Origin of the sequence: Actinoplanes sp. NPDC051851, assembly GCF_040681165.1 — a bacterium.
Taxonomy (GTDB): Bacteria; Actinomycetota; Actinomycetes; order Mycobacteriales; family Micromonosporaceae; genus Actinoplanes.
The window spans coordinates 15679-32791 of sequence record NZ_JBFAYF010000043.1 but is presented as its reverse complement, the minus strand read 5'-3'; the positions used below and the strand labels follow the sequence as shown (position 1 = coordinate 32791).

At 71.8% G+C, this 17113-nt stretch carries 15 protein-coding genes and 1 pseudogene; 9 read left to right on the top strand and 7 right to left on the bottom strand.

Translation table 11 applies throughout. The features are described 5' to 3' along the window. Positions 1 to 41 precede the first annotated feature (41 nt). The 4 genes and pseudogenes from AB0M08_RS32560 to AB0M08_RS32545 all read right to left on the bottom strand — a co-directional run bounded on the left by AB0M08_RS32560 (position 42) and on the right by AB0M08_RS32545 (position 4855). Positions 42 to 1973, bottom strand: a complete 1932-nt coding sequence (locus AB0M08_RS32560; protein ID WP_364501647.1) for a cytochrome c oxidase assembly protein — start codon at positions 1971 to 1973, stop codon at positions 42 to 44. Between the two features lie 814 nt (positions 1974 to 2787). After that, entirely contained in the window at positions 2788 to 3579 is a 792-nt protein-coding gene (locus AB0M08_RS32555; RefSeq protein ID WP_364501644.1) for a polysaccharide deacetylase family protein, read from the bottom strand. Positions 3580 to 3590: 11 nt separating this feature from the next. Continuing rightward, positions 3591 to 4226, bottom strand: a pseudogene (locus tag AB0M08_RS32550) (glycoside hydrolase family 11 protein); the annotation flags it as partial. 173 nt (positions 4227 to 4399) lie between these two features. Then, positions 4400 to 4855, bottom strand: coding sequence for a DUF6314 family protein (locus AB0M08_RS32545; protein WP_364501641.1), 456 nt, complete (start codon positions 4853 to 4855; stop codon positions 4400 to 4402). Between the two features lie 181 nt (positions 4856 to 5036). Here AB0M08_RS32545 and AB0M08_RS32540 point away from each other — a divergent pair, with 181 nt between their 5' ends. From AB0M08_RS32540 to AB0M08_RS32515, 6 genes are all read left to right on the top strand, one after another. Beyond that, on the top strand, positions 5037 to 5984 hold the full coding sequence (locus AB0M08_RS32540) for a DUF234 domain-containing protein (protein ID WP_364501639.1): 948 nt from the start codon (positions 5037 to 5039) through the stop codon (positions 5982 to 5984). A 73-nt stretch (positions 5985 to 6057) separates the two neighbouring features. Beyond that, on the top strand, positions 6058 to 7191 hold the full coding sequence (locus tag AB0M08_RS32535; protein WP_364501636.1) for a glycosyltransferase: 1134 nt from the start codon (positions 6058 to 6060) through the stop codon (positions 7189 to 7191). A 13-nt stretch (positions 7192 to 7204) separates the two neighbouring features. Further along, positions 7205 to 7921 (top strand): hypothetical protein, encoded by a 717-nt coding sequence (locus AB0M08_RS32530; RefSeq protein WP_364501633.1) that lies wholly within the window; start codon positions 7205 to 7207, stop codon positions 7919 to 7921. Further along, positions 7918 to 8256, top strand: a complete 339-nt coding sequence (locus AB0M08_RS32525) for a hypothetical protein (RefSeq protein WP_364501630.1) — start codon at positions 7918 to 7920, stop codon at positions 8254 to 8256. The genes AB0M08_RS32530 and AB0M08_RS32525 overlap by 4 nt, the downstream gene beginning before the upstream one ends. Further along, a complete protein-coding gene (locus AB0M08_RS32520) occupies positions 8256 to 9335 on the top strand; it encodes a glycosyltransferase family 4 protein (protein ID WP_364501627.1) in 1080 nt (359 codons plus the stop codon). The genes AB0M08_RS32525 and AB0M08_RS32520 overlap by 1 nt, the downstream gene beginning before the upstream one ends. Beyond that, on the top strand, positions 9332 to 10120 hold the full coding sequence (locus AB0M08_RS32515; protein ID WP_364501624.1) for a hypothetical protein: 789 nt from the start codon (positions 9332 to 9334) through the stop codon (positions 10118 to 10120). Before AB0M08_RS32520 ends, AB0M08_RS32515 begins: the two co-directional genes overlap by 4 nt. Positions 10121 to 10336: 216 nt before the next feature. On the opposite strand, the gene AB0M08_RS32510 is transcribed toward AB0M08_RS32515, so the two are convergent. Continuing rightward, positions 10337 to 11701: an aromatic acid exporter family protein gene (locus tag AB0M08_RS32510; protein WP_364501621.1), complete on the bottom strand. Its 1365-nt coding sequence runs from the start codon at positions 11699 to 11701 to the stop codon at positions 10337 to 10339. 174 nt (positions 11702 to 11875) lie between these two features. On the opposite strand from AB0M08_RS32510, the gene AB0M08_RS32505 reads away from it, so the two are divergent. Then, positions 11876 to 13063 carry an MFS transporter gene (locus AB0M08_RS32505; protein ID WP_364501618.1) on the top strand — a complete coding sequence of 396 codons (1188 nt, stop codon included), beginning with the start codon at positions 11876 to 11878 and terminating at the stop codon, positions 13061 to 13063. Positions 13064 to 13251: 188 nt separating this feature from the next. Then, positions 13252 to 14160 carry a cation diffusion facilitator family transporter gene (locus AB0M08_RS32500; RefSeq protein WP_364501616.1) on the top strand — a complete coding sequence of 303 codons (909 nt, stop codon included), beginning with the start codon at positions 13252 to 13254 and terminating at the stop codon, positions 14158 to 14160. On the opposite strand, the gene AB0M08_RS32495 is transcribed toward AB0M08_RS32500, so the two are convergent. Further along, positions 14153 to 15370, bottom strand: a complete 1218-nt coding sequence (locus tag AB0M08_RS32495) for an NAD(P)-binding domain-containing protein (RefSeq protein ID WP_364501614.1) — start codon at positions 15368 to 15370, stop codon at positions 14153 to 14155. The genes AB0M08_RS32500 and AB0M08_RS32495 overlap by 8 nt on opposite strands. Further along, positions 15371 to 15919: an OsmC family protein gene (locus AB0M08_RS32490; protein ID WP_364501611.1), complete on the bottom strand. Its 549-nt coding sequence runs from the start codon at positions 15917 to 15919 to the stop codon at positions 15371 to 15373. Between the two features lie 90 nt (positions 15920 to 16009). Between AB0M08_RS32490 and AB0M08_RS32485 the strand changes: the two genes are divergently transcribed. Then, complete coding sequence (locus AB0M08_RS32485) at positions 16010 to 17113, top strand: homoserine O-acetyltransferase (RefSeq protein WP_364501608.1); 1104 nt, start codon at positions 16010 to 16012, stop codon at positions 17111 to 17113.

Below are 17113 nucleotides of genomic sequence, written 5' to 3'. Positions count from 1 at the left end.
ACTGATCCTGGGACGTGGCCCCGGCCCTTCCCGGACGTGGCCTAATCCTTTGCGGACGCCTCGGCCAGGAACGCGTTGTACCTGGCCAGGTCGTCCTCCTCGCCGCTCGCGGCGGTGCGGTCGGCGGCCCGGTCCAGCCGGGCCTGCTCCCGCTCGTCGCTGCGGATCCACTGCCGGACCAGCAGCAGCATGATCGCGGCGGCCGGGAGCTCACCGAACGCCCAGGCCACCCCGGCGCCGAGCCGCTGATCGGCGAGCAGCGAGTCGGCCCAGGGCGGGTGGACGCCGGTGAACCAGTCGGGCGCGATCACCGCCGTACCCTGGAGAAGCGCGAAGCCGAAGAAGGCATGCGCGGCCATCGCCAGGAAGTGGATCAGCACGAGCAGCGCCGGGTGGATCCGCCGGCGACCCGGGTCGACGCCGATCAGCACCCAGAACAGCAGGTACCCGGCGAGCACGAAGTGCGTCAGCATCGCCAGATGGCCCAGGTGGTAGCGCATCAGTGTGCCGAGCGCGCCGCCGAAGTAGAGCCCGTAGAGGCTCGCCACGTAGATCGCGAGCGCCACCAGCGGATGGGTCAGGAACCGGGCGACCCGGCTGTGCAGGATCAGGATCAGCCACTCGCGGGCGCCGCGCATCGCCGGATCGGCGGGCCGCCGCAGCGCGCGCAGCGCCAGGGTGACCGGGGCGCCGCCGACCATCAGGATCGGCACCACCATGGAGAGCACCATGTGCTGGATCATGTGCACGCTGAACAGGACGTACGCGTACCGCCCGACGCCCAGGCAGGTGATCGCGCCGAGCAGCAGCATCCCGCCGAGCCAGCTCGCGGTGCGCGCCATCGGCCAGTCATGCCCGGCCCGCCGCAGCCGCAGCACCCCGGCGAGGTAGTAGCCGATCCCGGCGGCGACCAGCACCAGGAAGAACATGTCGGGCAGCGGGTCGCCGAGAATCCGGGCGGCGGTCGGCGCGGCCGGCATCGGGAAGCCGAGCACCTCGACGTAGGGATCGGGATCGGTCACGGCCTGCGGGTCCGGACTGCGGGAGAGGGCCACGGCGAGCCCGGTCGCGGCACCGAGGACGAGCAGTTCACCGGCGGCCAGCCGGAGGAAGGCCCGGGGGCGGCCCGCGGCCAGCTCCGGGAGACAGCGTGCGCGGTGCCTCGCGCCGATCAGCCCGGCGGCGGCGAGGGTGGCGATCTTGAGCATGATGAGTACGCCGTAACGCGTCTCCAGCAGGTCATTCCAGCTGCCCAGGCGTACCGTGGCGTTCGCCGCGCCGCTGAGCGCGGTGGCCGCGAAACACGCCAGGGCGAGGCGGCTGTAGCGCTGGGCCGCGGCGGGGAGATGCCGGGTGGTGCGGATCGCGAGGAGCCCGGCGAGGCCACCGATCCAGACCGTGGCCGCGAGCACGTGCAGCGCGAGGCTGGTCACGGCGATCTGATGATTCCCGGACCCGGCGGCGTGCCCGGTGAACGCGGGCGGCACCACGGCGGCCATCGCGAGCAGCGCGCTGGACGCGGCGGTGTTCCGGGCCAGTGCCAGACGGCTCACGACCGTGACGGCCAGCGCGAGCGTGGCCTGGACGACGAGGGCCTGCCCCTGGGCGATGGAGAACGCGAACCCGGCCACGGCCTGGCCGCTGAGCTCGCCGATGGGCACGGCGAGCACGTCGGAAACGGTCAGCAGTACGAGAGCCAGGGTGACGAGAGTCCACGCGGCGGCGAGCCAGCCGGTCCGCCGGAGGAGAAGCCAGCCGTGCGGGGCGAGACCCGCATCGTCGCCGGGCAGCAGGAACGCCGCGGTGACGGTGCCGCCGACGACCAGGACGGCCAGCAGCTCGGACAGCAGGGTGATGACCGGAAGTGCCCAGACGGTGAGCGCTCCCGGCGAGGGGATTCCGGGTAGGACCGCGTCATCGACCCCGTTGCCGACCCACAGTCCGAGGAGAAGCGCCCCGACAGCGATCCCCACGACTCCGACGGGCACGAGCCGTCCAGCGATCCTCACGGTATGCATCCCCTCACCTGTGACACCTCCGCAGAGTCGCTCCCGCGGGTGCCTCTGGTTCCCGGCACCACCGATCTTTTCTGGTGTCCTCCCCCACTACGGATCCCCGGCGAGCGAGCCGCCCGCTGACGGGGTGGTCGTTCTCGGTCATGGTCCGGGTCGGGGGTTATCCACAGCCGGGGTTTGTCCACAGGGCCCCGGGCCAAGATCACGGTTATGTGCCACTGTTCCGTTAGGGATGGGGGTTTCCCCCGGTCGGGGTGGGCCCCGACTGGCCGGACTTGATCAACATTTCATGATCAACTGTGGGGATGATCTTGGTGGCTGATGGTGAGGGGTGTGTCGGCGGGCTGGAGTGACCTCTGGGTGCCAGCTTTCCCGGCGCGGCTGGCGTTCACGGGTCTCTGGAGCGCCTGAGACACCCCGGATCGCCAGCCGACGGGCCTGAGGCACCCCGGATCGCCAGCCGGACCGGCCGAGGCACCCTGGACCGCCGGCCCACCGCCTGCGGGCACGCCACCCGACGGGCCCGCGACCGAAACCTGGCCGACCGAAACCTGGCCGATGGAATCGGCGATCCGCGGGCCGCGAGCGTTCCGGACGGGCACTCGCCGCGGGATCCGGCGTCCCACCCGTGCGGTCCAGCATCGACCAGCAGGGTCACGGGTGGAATGCGGCGGCGGTTCCGGGCTTCACCGCCAGCCGAGCCGGGTGGTACCGAGCCGGGGCGGGACCCGGATCAGCGGGCCGGCGGTGTGGCACGGAACGGGCTGACCGATCACGTGCGCTGTTGCCGGCCGGACGTGGCGGTCCGTGCCCGGCCCCGGCCGGGATCGACGCCGGAGCGCGGGCCGGCGCCGGGCGCGGAGTGGTCACCCCGTTCCGGCCCGGAGCAGACACCGGCCGCGGACGGTGCGACCGCCCGGCCCGTCGAGGGTGAGATCATGCCCGAGCAGAGGCCCCGGGACGCCAGCCCCTGGGCGATCCGGGGGATGGCGGCGACCGTGTTCGGCGGCCAGTCGTGCATCAGGATGATCTGGCCGTTGGTCAGGGTGGCGGCGGCCGCGACGATGGCGTCCACGGAGACCCCGTTCCAGTCCTGCGTGTCGACGTCCCAGATGATCTCGGTCAGTCCGTACTTCTGCTCGGCGGCCTGCAGCGTCGCATTCGTCTCGCCGTACGGTGGGCGGAACAGGCGTGGCGTCCCGCCGCCCGCGGACGCGATGGCGCTCTGCGTACGGGAGATCTCGGATTCCATGTCCGCCTGGCTCAGCGTCGTCATGTGCGGGTGCGTGTAGCTGTGGTTACCCACCCACATCCCGGCGCTGACCTCGGCCCGGACGAGGGCGGGATACGCCGCGGCGTACTGACCCTCGTTGAACATGGTGGCCCGCAGACCGTTACCGGTCAGCGCGGTGAGCAGGCTCCGGGTGTTGCTCGCGGAGGGCCCGTCGTCGAAGGTCAGCCCGACGTACCCGCTACAGGTGGCGGCGGCCGACGCGGGGGAGCTCACGCCGGCGAGGCCGGTGACGCCCAGCAGGGCCAGAGACGCGAGGACACGGATACGCATGATCATCAGCTCACCGTCACGTTCGAGCTGCCGCTGCTCTGGTAACCCTCGGTGGCGAGGATCTGGTAGTTGAAGGTGCCGAGGCTCATCCCGAGGCGCGCCCACGCGTCGAAGTGGTTCGCCGTCGTGATGGTGCCGCCGACCCGCTTCGACTGGCGCACGCTCCAGTACTGGTAGAACGTCGCGGTGCCCTCGATCGACGGCGCGTCCACCCGCAGCGTGCGGTAGATGTCGTAGGTGCCGCCGTCGCTGGTGACCGCGCCCATGTAGGTGCCGGTCGGCCGGTAGGTGCCCCAGCTGTCCACGATGTAGTACTCGATCAGTGGGCTGGTGGTCCACCCGTACAGGGTCAGGTAGGCGTTTCCGCTCGGGCTGAAGCTGCCGGAGTAGGTGACCGTCCGGCGCGCGCCGGTGGCCCAGCCCTTCCCGGCCACGAAGTTGTTGATGCTGCTCCAGCTGGTCGAGTACTGACCGCCGGAGCCCATGGTCATGCTGACGTTGCCGCTGTCCTTCCAGAACGAGTAGAAGTACCCGTTGTTCGTGCCGGTCTGGTTGGTGGTGATCGTGGTGTCCGCCTGGGCCGGACCGCTCACCAGCTGGGTTCCGGCCACGGCGACGACCGCGGCGCAGACGGCTCGCAGGAGCATCCGGAGGGGGATTCGGGACATTCGCGTCGCCTCCCGGGACGAGGGGAGTGGGGGATGTGTCGACAGCGCGAGTATTTGCCCCCATCAATCCCTGTGTCAACAACTTCCGGAAACTTATCGGTAATATGAAGTGCAAAACCCCAGTTCAAAAGCGCTTATAGTACGGCCGGGAGTCAACTTTCGAGCCGGAGTTCCGAAAGTTTCGGGGCCGGTAGGAGCCGTGAGTAGCGGGTGGTCAGCTCGTAGTCCTTCTCCGGTCCGGTGGCGTGCCAGTGCTCGGTGAAGCCGTCCGGCCCGGTGATCCGCCCGTCGACCACGTACCGGTCGGCCCGGCAGGGGTGCTCGGCCGTCCACCCGCCGTCGCTCAGGTCGAGCCGGTAGAAGTCCCGCCCGTCCGCGAACGTCACGTCGAGCACCCACCCGCCGAGGTCCACGTACTTCAGCGACCGCGACGCGGGCCCGCGATGCCCCCCGAACCGCAGCTCACCCTCCTCGTGGTAGCCCAGGTCGGCCCCGAAGACGGCCGTACCCAGAAACTCGCCCGACACCCCGGCCCGGTGATCGACGATGCCCCGCTCCACCCGCCAGCGCCCCCGCAGAAACGCCGCAGCCCCATCAACCGTCGTCACGGTGGGCAGGTTGCCACGTCGCCGTCCCGGACACGAGCCCGCCCCCGCCGAATCCGGTAGATTGAATCTACATAGTTTTTGTCCACCGGGTGGTGGCCATGTTCTTCGGACGCAAGGTCGAGCTGGCACTGCTGCACAAACACGGCCGGTCCTGTTGCTCCTGCTCGGCAGCGATCTGCACATGATGCAGCGGCTCACCGCCTACGACCGGCCGTTCTACGGCCGGGCCGACAACCTCGTCCTCGGCCCGCTCAATCCCTCGGAGATCGGTGACTTCCTGGGGCTCTCCGGATCCGGCGCCATCGACGCGCAGCTGATCAGTGGCGGTCTGCCCGGCATCGTCGTCGGCTGGCCGAACGGGACGACCGCGCTCGACTTCCTCGACGGTGAATGCGCCGATCCCGCCTCACGGATCTTCAGCGTCCCCGAACAGGCGCTCAACTCCGAGTTCCCGAACCCGGACGTCGCCCGCCGGGTGATCGAGGCGATCGGGGACGGCGACCGGACGTTCGCGAACATCGCCTCCGCCGCCGGTGGGCGTGCGGGTGCGCTGCCCTCCGGAACGCTGTCGCCGTTGCTGCACCGCCTGGTCGCCGACAAGCAGGTCCTCGCCATCGAGGAACCGCTCGCCACCCAGCCGGGCAAGCCGGCCCGGTACCGCGTCGCCGACAGCAACCTCCGGCTCTACCTGGGCGTCCTCCGGCAGGCGCAGACCCAGGCCGCCCGTGGTCGCGCCGTCGCCGCCCGGGAACTGGTGCGCAGGCGGTGGTCGTCCTGGCGTGGCCGGGCCGTCGAACCGGTGATCCGGGAGGCGCTGACGAACGCGGCCCTCGACGGCGACCTTCCGTGGGAGGGTGTGCAGGTCGTCGGCGGCTGGTGGAACCGGCAGTTCAACCCGGAGATCGACATCGTCGGCGCCGACCGCGGTCCGATCGCCGAACGGATCGGTTTCGCCGGTTCGATCAAGTGGCTCGACGCGCCGTTCGATCAGCGGGACCTCGAATCCCTGCGTGCGGGCGCCGCCCGGATTCCCGGTTTCGACGCCGCGACCGGTGGTCCTCGTCATCGTCAGCCGGTCGGGGACGTCCGCCCGGCACGAGCCCGGCCACCTGGTGTGGGGGCCGGATGACGTGGTCGCGGCCTGGAGGAACGGGCTCGATTAGAGTGACCGGTTGTGCGGATAGCGGTGACCGGGTGGCGGCATGGTTGAGGCGGCCTACATCGCGTTCGATCGCTTTCCGTCGAGCAAGGGCTCGGCGGTGCACATCCGGCACATGGCGGCGGAGCTCTTCGGCCGCTACGAGAGCGGGCTGCTCTGTGTGCTCGGTGGCGGTGGGCTGCCGGCCTACCAGCGCGAGGGCGGCGTCGAGATCGTCCGGTTCGCCGAGGTGGTGCCGAACCTGCTGGACCGGGCCGAGGCGTTCTCCGCCTGGGTCGCCGCCCAGCTCGCCCCGCACCGCGACACGCTGCGGCTCTGCCACGTCCGCGACCCGTGGGGCGCACTCCCGGCGCTCGATCTGACATGCCGGATCGTCTACGAGGCGAACGGGCTGCCCTCGGTCGAGTTGCCCTACTCCTGGCCGCTCGCCACGCCCGCCACCCTCGCGAAGATCCGTGACCTGGAGCGGCGCTGTCTGGAGAACGCGGACGCCGTCGTGGTCCCATCCCGGGTCATCGGCGCGGCGATCACCGGCCGTGGCATCCCGGCGGATCGCGTGCACCACGTCCCGAACGGTGCCGACCCGGTCCCGGACGGCCTGCCGCGCCCGGACGGGGCCCCGGACCGGTACCTGATCTACGTCGGTGCGCTGCAACCCTGGCAGGGCGTCGACGTGCTGCTGCGGGCGTTCGCCCGGCTCGCGGATCTGACCGATCTCGCCCTGGTCGTCTGCTCGTCGGTCTCGCCGAGCCGGGCCCGCCCGCTGCACCGGCTCGCCGCCCGCCTCGGCGTCGAGGACCGGGTGCACTGGCGCTACCGGCTCCCGCACGGCGAGGTCGCCGCCTGGCTGGCGCACGCCGCGCTCTCGGTGGCGCCGCTGACCGCCACCCCGCGCAACCTCGATCAGGGGTGCAGCCCGATCAAGGTCTGGGAGTCGATGGCCGCGGGCACCCCGGTGGTCGCCTCCGACCTGCCGGTGATCCGCGAGGCGCTGGGCGGGAACGGCCGCCTGGTCCCGCCGGACCGGCCCGCCGAGCTGGCCCGCGCGATCCGGGTGCTGCTGGAGTACCCGGTCGCGGCCCGGGACCTGGCGGACCGGGCGCGGAAGGACGTGCTCTGCTGGGCCGAGGTCCGCGCGCGGCTGGCCGCCGTGTACGACCACGTCGACCCCCGCTGATACGGTTCCGATCATGTTCTGGCGCGAGCAGAAGGCCGCCATCGCGAGCTTCCACCCGTTGCACCAGGCACTCATCGAGCACCGGGCGTTCTCCGCGACGTACCCGGCCGCGGGCTGGCACCAGTTGATCACCAGCCTCCACCGGCACGCGGGGCTGGTGACCCGCGGTAAGTGGGCGCTCCCGGCGCGGACCCTCGACGTGCTGGTCCCGCTGCTCCACGAGGTCTGCTCCGACCTGGGCCCCGACGGCACGCTCGCGGTCCTCGCCGACCTGCGCGGAGCGGACGCGCCCGGCAAGGAGCTGCCGTCCCGGGATCTGCCGGTGCGCCCGCCGATCCGCTCGGTCACCGAGACGTGGACCGTCGACCCGTGGCTGCGGATGCGGGCCGAGCTCCGCGACGGCAGTGTGCTGGAGATCGTGGTCGCCGACCGGCGGCGTACCCGGAAGATCGCGAAGCGCAACCCCCGCGGCAAGCTGAAGTCGAAGCGGAAGATCAAGCTGGTCCAGACCATCAAGGTCCGGCGCAAGCTGCCCAAGGGCGACGCCGGGCGGGTGCCGTCCACCGCGCCGCCACGCTGGATCCAGGTCTTCGTGCGCGAGGGGGAGCGGCGCTGTGTGCTGGCCGGCGCCAAGCTGGACCGGATGCCGGGCACGCCGCAGGAGCAGCTCGACCGGATCCTGACCGTGGCCACCGAGCCGTTCCGCTGGACCTCCGTGGAGGAACGATGACCCCCTGTGCGGTTACCACCGGCTTCTTCACGCTCGGTAAGTGCGGGCAGATGGCGGTGGCCGGGTGCCCGTCGTGCGGGCGGGCCCTCTGCGCGGACCACGTCACCGAGGGCGGGCTCTGCCCGGAGTGCGCGGCGGCGAACGGCCGGTACGGGCACCCCGCCGCGGCGGCCGCGTACCGCCGGCGGGCCCAGCGGTACCGGGCGTCGCAGGAGTACGAGGACGCCGGGTGGTACAACCTGTTCGACGCGTTCGACCGGTCCGCTTTCGATCCGAACGCCGGTGCCCAGCAGGACTATCTGGACGACGGGAACGACGCGCTGGTGGACAGTTGATGCGCCTTCTCTGGCTGACCGAGAACTATCCGCCCAACCCGGGCGGGATGGCGAACTCCTGCGACCGGATCGTCCGGGGTCTGCGGCAGTCCGGCGTCGACGTGAACGTGGTGCACCTGTCCCGGCGCCCGATCCCCGGCACGGTGGCGCTCACGGATGATCCCGAGCACGCGCTGCGGTCGCTGTGGACGACGCTTTCTGGCGAGATTTCGGGATACGACGCTATTGTTGCGTTTGGCGGCACTTATCCGCTTTTAGCCGCACCGATCTACGCTGCCTGGGCCGGATTGCCGCTGGTCACACTGCTGCGCGGGAACGACTTCGACACGGGCGTGTTCTCCCTGCGCCGCCAGCCGGTCGTCGTGGAGGCGCTGCGCGCGTCGGCCCACGTCTGCGTGGTCGCGAGTTCGACGAAACCCCTGGTCGAGGCGCTCGCCCCGGCGACGCCGGTCACCTTCGTGGCGAACGGGATCGACACCACCGAGTGGCAGATCCTGCCCTCCGAACGCCAGCAGGCCGCCGCCTGGCGCGCCGGGCACGTCGACCCGGCCCGGCGCACGATCGGCCTGGTCGGGCATCTGAAGAGCAAGAAGGGCGTACGCCACTTCCTGGAGTCGCTGGTCGCCACCCGGCACGCGGACCGCTTCCACGTGGTCCTCGCCGGTGACCTGGAGCCCGGCCTCGACGAGTGGCTCGCCGCGCACCCGCAGGTCGCGCAGACCACCATGCCGTTCCAGGACCGGTACCAGCTGATCAGCATCTACGCCGCCTGCGACCTGATCGCGCTGCCGTCCTTCTACGACGGCCTGCCCAACGTGGCCCTGGAGGCCGCCGCGCTCGGCATCCCACTGCTCGCCTCGGACGCCGGCGGGCTCGCCGACCTGGTCACCCCGCAGATCGGCTTCCGCTTCCCGGCCGGCGACCCGCACGGCTGTCGCGCCGCCCTGCACCAGGCCGCGGTGGCCGACAACGATCAGCTGGCCGCGATGGGCGACGCCGCCGCGACCCGGGTGCGCACCCACTTCGGCGTCGGCGCCGAGACCGAGTCGTACCTGAAGGTCCTGGCCACCCTGCGGTGATCGTCTGCTACGCCCAGGGCGGCGGCCTCGGCCACCTGACGAGGATCCGCGCCTACCTGCACACGTGCCACCCGGGCGAGCCGGCCACGATCCTGACCACGTCCCCGTTCACCGCCGACCCGCGCGTCCTGGGCCCGCACCGGGTCCTCCCGGCGGCGGCGTTGCCGTCCCTGCGCCCATCGATCCTGGTCATCGACGCTTTCCCGTTCGGCCTCAACGGCGAGCTGAACGCGTCGGCCGTCTCGCCCGGCACCCGGCTCGTCCACCTGGCCCGCCTGCTGAGGTGGGACGCCTACCGCACCCTGACGCCCGCCGCCCCGCTGCACTTCGACCAGACCTGGACGGTCGAGGAGCTGACCCCGCCGCACCACGCGTTCCTGGCGAGCATCTCCGGCTCGATAGCCCCGCTGCGCCTCACGGACCCACCCGTCGCCGAGCCGCTGTCCGTTCTTGCACAGGACCGGTGGTTGGTCGCCCACGCCGGTCCGCTCACCGAGATCACCGAGCTTTTATCGTACGCATCCGAATGCTCTGCCCTGGAAAGAGGCGATCGCCGTCTTCTCCTGGTCTCCCCGCACCCGCCGCCGGCGCCGCCCCCGAACGTCGACCACCTGTCGGTCTACCCGGCGGCCCCGCTGTTCCCTCGGGCCGATCGCATCTTCACGGCGGCCGGCTTCAACGCGGTCCGCCAGCTGGCCCCTTGGCGCCCGAAGCACGTGATGCTCCCGTTCCCCCGCCGCTGGGACGATCAGTTCACCCGGGCCACCCGCGCCCGTACCCCCTGACCGTACCCGCCGCCCGCCTGCGCGATCCCGTGCCCACTCCCGGCCGCAGCGCGCCCCCGCTCCTGGCTGGTCCTCACGGGTGCATCGGCGGGCCTGAGGCACCCGTGAGGACCAGCCAGGACCGGGACTGCCGCGCCGGGGTGACCGGAGACGGCGTGGCGGTCAACGGCGGCGTGGCGGTCAGTGACGGCGTGGTGGTCAGTGACGGCGTGGTGGTCAGTGGCGGATCAGGGTCTTCTCGGTGGGGCGGACGGCCTTCTCCCAGATCAGGCGGACCGCCGGGAGGACGTCGGAGACCGCGGGGATGCCCGGGGAGGGCTCGCGGACGCCGACGTTCAGGGCGGGTGCCGACAGGGACAGCGAGCCGGCCATCCGGTCGATGTCGGTGATGATGGAGCCGGTCAGGACCAGGACGCCGGTGTCGTCGACCTGGGTACGGACCGTGCGCAGGGTACGGCGGCGGGCCTGGCGGAGGCCGTCGAGCAGCTCGTGCAGGTTGCCGGCGTCCTGGGTGGCGTCGGCGCGAGCGTCGGCGACCAGCGTGGCGTGCGCGGTGAACGCGTCCGCCGCGGCGGTCAGCACCTGGCCGATCTCCTCCGGGACACGGGTGCCCTGCGGCGTGGCGGCGGCGTCGAACATCGAGCGGGCCACCGAGTTGACCTGCTGGACCCCGTGCTCCAGGGCGCGCAACGTCTGCTGGAGCGGCATCACCCGGGCGGTGGACATGGTCAGCGACCAGCGCGCCTGGCGGGCCAGGTCGTCGACGGCGGTCACCGCGTCCTCGAGGTCCTCGGTCAGCTCGCGGGACCGGGCCAGCCAGTGGGCGGCCTGGTCACGGTCGTACCCGGAACCGACGCCGGTGCCGAGCTCGCCGAGCAGGGCCGCGATCCGGTCGGAGAGGTGCGCCAGGTTGCGGCGGGCCCGTTCGAGCGGGGTCTCGCCGGCGACCAGCGGCGACAGGATCGCGCCGACCACGATGCCGAGCGCGGTCGCGACCACCCGCTGCCACACGAAGTTCTCGGTGACCGCGCTGCCCGCGACGATGATGCCGAGCGAGGTGAGCGGCACGGTGACCGCGCCGTCGCCGAGGCGCAGCATCCGCCCGGCCGCGAGCCCGCCGCCGGCGATGACCGCGATCGTCCACGGGCTGAGCCCGAACACACCCCACACGCCGACCGTGATGGCGATCCCGACCAGCGTGCCGATCAGCCGTTGGGCACCCTCGCGGATCGACGCGTACGTGCTCATCTGCACCGACAGCACGGCGGAGACGGCCGCGGTGACCGAGCCGGCCAGATGCAGCGTCTCGGCGGCGGTCCACGCGATCCCGGCGGCCGCCGCGGTCACCAGCACCGACCGTACGGTGGACGGCTCCACGATGGTCCGGCACCGCCGCGCGGAACGCTCCAGCCAGGACGGCAGGTGCGGTCGCAGACGGGTGAGCACGGCGCGGCAGACGGCCGAGAGGGCGGGCCGGACCTTGCGGCGCAGGACGGTGGCGATCACGGCGCAGAGCACGAGACCGATGACGACGACGGTGAGCGGACTGGGGGACGCGACGAGCGAGTGGAGCAACAACACGGCTTTCTCACAGACGGCTGGCGGCCGGATGATCCATTGACTTTCCGATACCGAAGTTATCGGCGGAGGCTGTGGAAAATCGGGCGAAAGCCGGGAATTGTGACGGCCGTCGCCCACGAAAGTGATCATTCACAGGGCCCCATGGAGCGCGGTCGATTCCGGCACGATGAGGGCATGGTCGAGACACTCCACCACGGGACTCCGCCGGCGGCGCGGCGGATGTGGCCGCTCTACGCCGCCGGGTTCACCACCGCGTTCGGGGCGCACGCGATCGCGGCGAACCTGGGCGGGTTCTCCGGGGACGCGGTCACCTCGCTGCTGGTGCTCGGCGGGCTGCTCGCGCTCTACGACGGGGCGGAGGTGCTGCTCAAACCGGTCTTCGGGAGTCTCGCGGACCGGATCGGGGCCAGGCCGCTGCTGCTCGGCGGGCTGGTGGCGTTCGCGCTGGCCTCCGCGGTCTACGTGGTCGCGGACAGCCCCGGCTGGCTCTGGGCGGCCCGGCTCGGGCAGGGCGCGGCGGCCTCCGCGTTCTCGCCGTCCGCGTCCGCGCTGGTCGCCCGGCTGAATCCTGCGGCGAAGCACGGGCGGGCGTTCGGGTCGTACGGGTTCTCCAAGTCGATCGGGTACACCCTGGGCCCGTTGCTCGGTGGGCTGCTGGTCTGGGCCGGTGGGCTGCGGCTGCTCTTCACGGTGCTGACCGTGCTCGCGGCCGTGGTCGCGGTCTGGGCGCTGACGGCGGTCCCGGCCGTACCGCCGCTGCCCAGGACCCGGCAGACCGTCCTCGACCTGGCCCGCCGGCTGAGCGCTCCGGCGTTCCTCGGGCCGACCGCGGCGCTGGCCGCCGCGACCGCCGCGCTCTCGGCCGGGGTGGGTTTCCTGCCGGTGGCCGGGCGTGGCGACGGGCTGGGCACGGTCGCGACGGGCGCCGCGGTGTCGGTGCTCGCCCTCTGCGCGGCGATCGTGCAGCCGCGGGCCGGGCGGGCGCTCGACGACGGGCGGCTCACCACCCGGACCGGGCTGACGGTGGGGCTGGGACTGACCGCTTCCGGACTCGCGGCGGCGACGCTGCCGGGTGTCGCGGGGCTGCTCGCCGGGGCGGCGCTGATCGGGGTGGGTACCGGGCTGATCACGCCGCTGGGGTTCGCGGCGCTGGCCACGGGCACCCCGGCCGAGCGGTTGGGGCAGACCATGGGCGCGGCCGAGCTGGGGCGGGAGCTGGGCGACGCCGGTGGGCCGCTGCTGGTCGCGGGGGTGGCCGTGCCGGCCGGCCTGGACGGGGGTTTCGCGGCCCTCGCGGTGCTGGTCGCGGTGGGTGCGGCGCTGTCCGCCACGCGCGGCAGAACGGAGCGCGCGGTGGCCTGACGGCCCGCGCGGGCGGGCTACGAGGGGAAGGCGACGAGGGATGGGCGGGAACCTGACACGCCCGGGTATCCCGTCGATGTGCAATTATTGCGATGAGCGCATATGTCAGGGAGGGTCGAGGGATGGCGGGCGAGCACGGGCACGACCATGACGGGCACGGGCATGGGCACGGCGGGCATGATCACGGCGTGTCGGCGGAGACCGATCGGAAGTGGCTGACCGTCGCGCTCGCTCTGATCGGGGTGTTCATGCTCGGCGAGGTCGTGGTCGGGCTGATCGCGGGGTCGCTCGCGCTGCTCTCGGACGCGGCGCACATGCTCACCGACGCGGGCGCCATCGTGCTCGCGCTGATCGCGATGCGGCTCGCGGCGAGGCAGCCACGGGGCGGATACACGTACGGTCTCAAACGGGCTGAGATCCTCTCCGCGCAGGCCAACGGCCTGACCATGCTGATCCTCGCGGTCTGGCTCGGCATCGAGGCGGTGCAGCGGCTGATCGACCCGCCCGCGGTGACCGGCTCGCTGGTGCTGATCACCGCACTGGTCGGCGTGGTGGTCAACGTGGGCGCGGCCTGGGCGATGAGCCGGGCGAACCGGAGCAGCCTCAACGTCGAGGGCGCGTTCCAGCACGTGCTCAACGACCTGTACGCCTTCATCGCCACCGCGATCGCCGGCGTGATCATGGTGACCACCGGGTTCACCCGGGCCGACCCGATCGCCACCCTGATCGTGGTCGCGCTGATGGTGAAGGCCGGGCTGGCGCTGGTCCGCGAGTCCGGGCGGATCTTCCTGGAGGCGGCGCCGGCCGGGCTGGACCCGGCGGCGCTCGGCGCGGAGATCGCCGCGACCGGGGACGTCGTGGAGGTGCACGACCTGCACGTCTGGCAGATCACCTCCGGTCAGCCGGCGCTCTCGGCGCACGTGCTGGTACGGCCCGGCGGCGACTGCCACGCGGCCCGCGCCCGGATCGAGGAGCTGCTGCGCTCCCGGCACCGGATCACCCACAGCACGCTGCAGGTGGACCACGCGGAGATCGCGCGCCCCGCCGACCCGCACTGTGCCGACGCGCACGGTGTCGCCTACCGCAGCGCTACCTGAGCCGGACCGGCTGGGCGGCCAGGTGGGCGACGATCGCGGCGGCGTCGTCCTCGATACCGCTGATGAAGGTCGAGCGGCGGCGGCGCAGCAGGGGCAGGCCGAGCGCGTACAGGCCCGGGCTGCCGGTGACCACGCCGCCCTCGTGGCGCAGGCGGCCCTTCTCGTCCAGGACCGGTACGTCCAGCCAGCGGTAGTCCGGCCGGAACCCGGTCGCCCAGACGACCGTGCCGATCTCACCGCCGCCCAGGTCGAGCCGGAGCCGTGGGGTGGCCGGGACCCGGGTCGGCTCCACCTCCACCGGGGGATCGGTGACGCCCGCCCATGCGTCGAACGTGGCCAGCAGCCGCTTCATCTTCAGGTCGGCGAGCGAGCACACGTTGCGCAGGCCGCCGGAGAAGAGCGCCCACCCGTCCCGTACGGTAGCCCACCGCCCGACCACCTCGACGCCGAGCCCGAGCAGCGTGTTCAGGTCCAGCGTCGCGCGTTCCGGGGTGCCGGCCAGCTGTGGTGACGGCAGGCGGCGGGCCCGGGTGAGGTCGTCCACCTCGTCGTACCGCTGGTCCCACACGCCGGCGGCGTCCATCCACCAGAGCACGTCGCGCCCGCGGTGCAGCCGGGGCAGCCGGACGTGCTCACCGGTGGAGAGCACCACGTGCCGCCCGGCCCGCCGCAGCTCCGCCGCGATCTGCACGCCGGTCGCCGAGCCGCCCACCACCAGCACCCCGCCGTCCGGCAGCGAGCCCGGTCCGCGATAGCCGAGCGGCGTCACCTGATGGACCGGCGAGGGCACGGCCGTGCTGAACGCGGGGACCACCGGCAGGTTGCAGGCGCCGCCGGCCAGGATCACCGATCGGCTGGTGAAGGCGCCCTGACCGGAGACGATCCGATAGCCGTCGTCGTCGCGGCGGATCGAGGTGACCTCGGCGCCGGTGACGACGGGCGCACCCACGGCGAAGCGGCCGATGAACGCGGCCACCTCGCCGGCGGTCATGTAGCCGTCCGGGTCCGGGCCGTCGTACGCCTGACCCGGCAGCCGGGTCTGCCAGTTCGGCGTGAGCAGCCGCAGCGAGTCCCAGCGCTCGGTCCGCCAGGAGTTCGCCACCTCGCCGCGTTCCAGTACGACGTGGTCGATCGCGTGCGCGGTGAGGAAGTGGCTGGCGGCCAGGCCGGCGTGCCCGGCGCCGACGACGACCGTGTGGGGAGCGTTCACCTAGGCGACGGTGACCGTGACGTCGGTCGGGTTGGTCAGCGCGTCGTAGACCGCCGAGCGCTTCTGCGACTGGGCGACCAGCGCCTCGATCTCCTCCTTGGACGCGTCCGCGTCGATGTGGAAGGTGACCTTGATGTCGTTGTAGCCGTTGCGCACGTCGCTGTCGGCGCCGAGGATGCCCCGGATGTCGTGGTTGCCCTCGACGGTGGACTCGACCGAGTGCAGCTTGATGCCCCGGTTCTGGGCGACCGAGGCGACACCCGCGGTCAGGCAGCCGGCGAGGCCGACCAGCAGATACTCGATCGGGGTGATGCCCTGGTCCTCGGCGGCGAACACCTCCGGGTGGTCGGCGGGGAAGACCGACTCGCTCTTGTGGGTCTGCTCCTGGCCGAGGCCGAAGAACTTCTCCACCCGGGTGGTGCTGTGTACGCCCTTCTCCCACGTGGAGGTGGCCCGCCAGGTGAACCGGGCGGCTTCCGGCGCACCCTTGAGTGCTTCGCGCGCGTCGAGCAGCGCCTGGACGTTGACTCCGTTATCAATGGTGGTCATGGGCGGTGATCCTTCCTCGTCGCATGGAGATCCACAATACCCATCGGGTTGCTAGACAATAGCCCGGAGCTGCCCTAACTTCGAAGAGCTATGAGAGACATCGGCACTGTGGAGACGCGGTATCTGGATCTCCCCGGGCCACTGCCGCTCGACTGCGGGCGGGTGCTGCCCCGGGTGACCGTCGCGTACGAGACCTACGGCACCCTGAACGCGGCCCGCGACAACGTGATCCTGGTCTGCCACGCGCTCAGCGGCGACGCGCACGCGGCCGGCGTCGCGGCGGCATCGCCCGAGGAGGGCACCCGGGAGGGCTACCCCAGCGGTCTGGGCTGGTGGGACGGCATGATCGGGCCCGGCAAGGCGTTCGACACGGACCGCTGGTTCGTGGTCTCGACGAACCTGCTCGGCGGCTGCCGTGGCACCACCGGCCCCTCCTCGACCGACCCCGAGACCGGCCGCCCGTACGGCTCGCGCTTCCCGGTGCTGACCGTCGCCGACATGGTCCGCTGCGAGCGTGCCTTCCTGGACGCGCTCGGCATCGATCGCGTGGCGGCGGTCGCGGGCGGCTCCCTCGGCGGCATGCAGGCACTCGAATGGGCGATGGCGTACCCCGATCGGGTGGACGCGATCGTGGTGATCGCCTCCACCCACGCGCTCCAGCCGCAGGGGGTGGCCTGGAACGCCATCGCCCGCGAGTCGATCATGCGGGACCCGGGCTGGCAGGGCGGCGACTACTACGGCACCGGGCGTACGCCGGACGCGGGGATGGGCGTGGCCCGGATGATCGGGCACATCACCTACCTGTCCGCGCCGGGCCTGGCCGAGAAGTTCGGCCGGCGCCTGCAGAACGACGGCGGGATCCGGTACACGTTCACCGAGCCGGAGTTCGCGATCGAGAGCTACCTGGATCATCAGGCCGCCCAGTTCGTCAAGCGGTTCGACGCGAACACCTATCTGGTGCTGTCGAGGGCGCTCACGTACTTCAGCGTCAAAGATCTTGAATCAATAAAGACCCGGACATTGCTCATCGCGTTCAGCTCGGACTGGCTCTATCCGCCGGCGGGCTCGGAGGAGATGGCAAACAATATAGAAGGATCCGAATATCACCTGATCGAGTCCCCCTACGGGCACGACTGCTTCCTCCTCGAAGAGGCCCGCCAGACCCCGATCGTCAAACAATTCCTGGAGGGATGA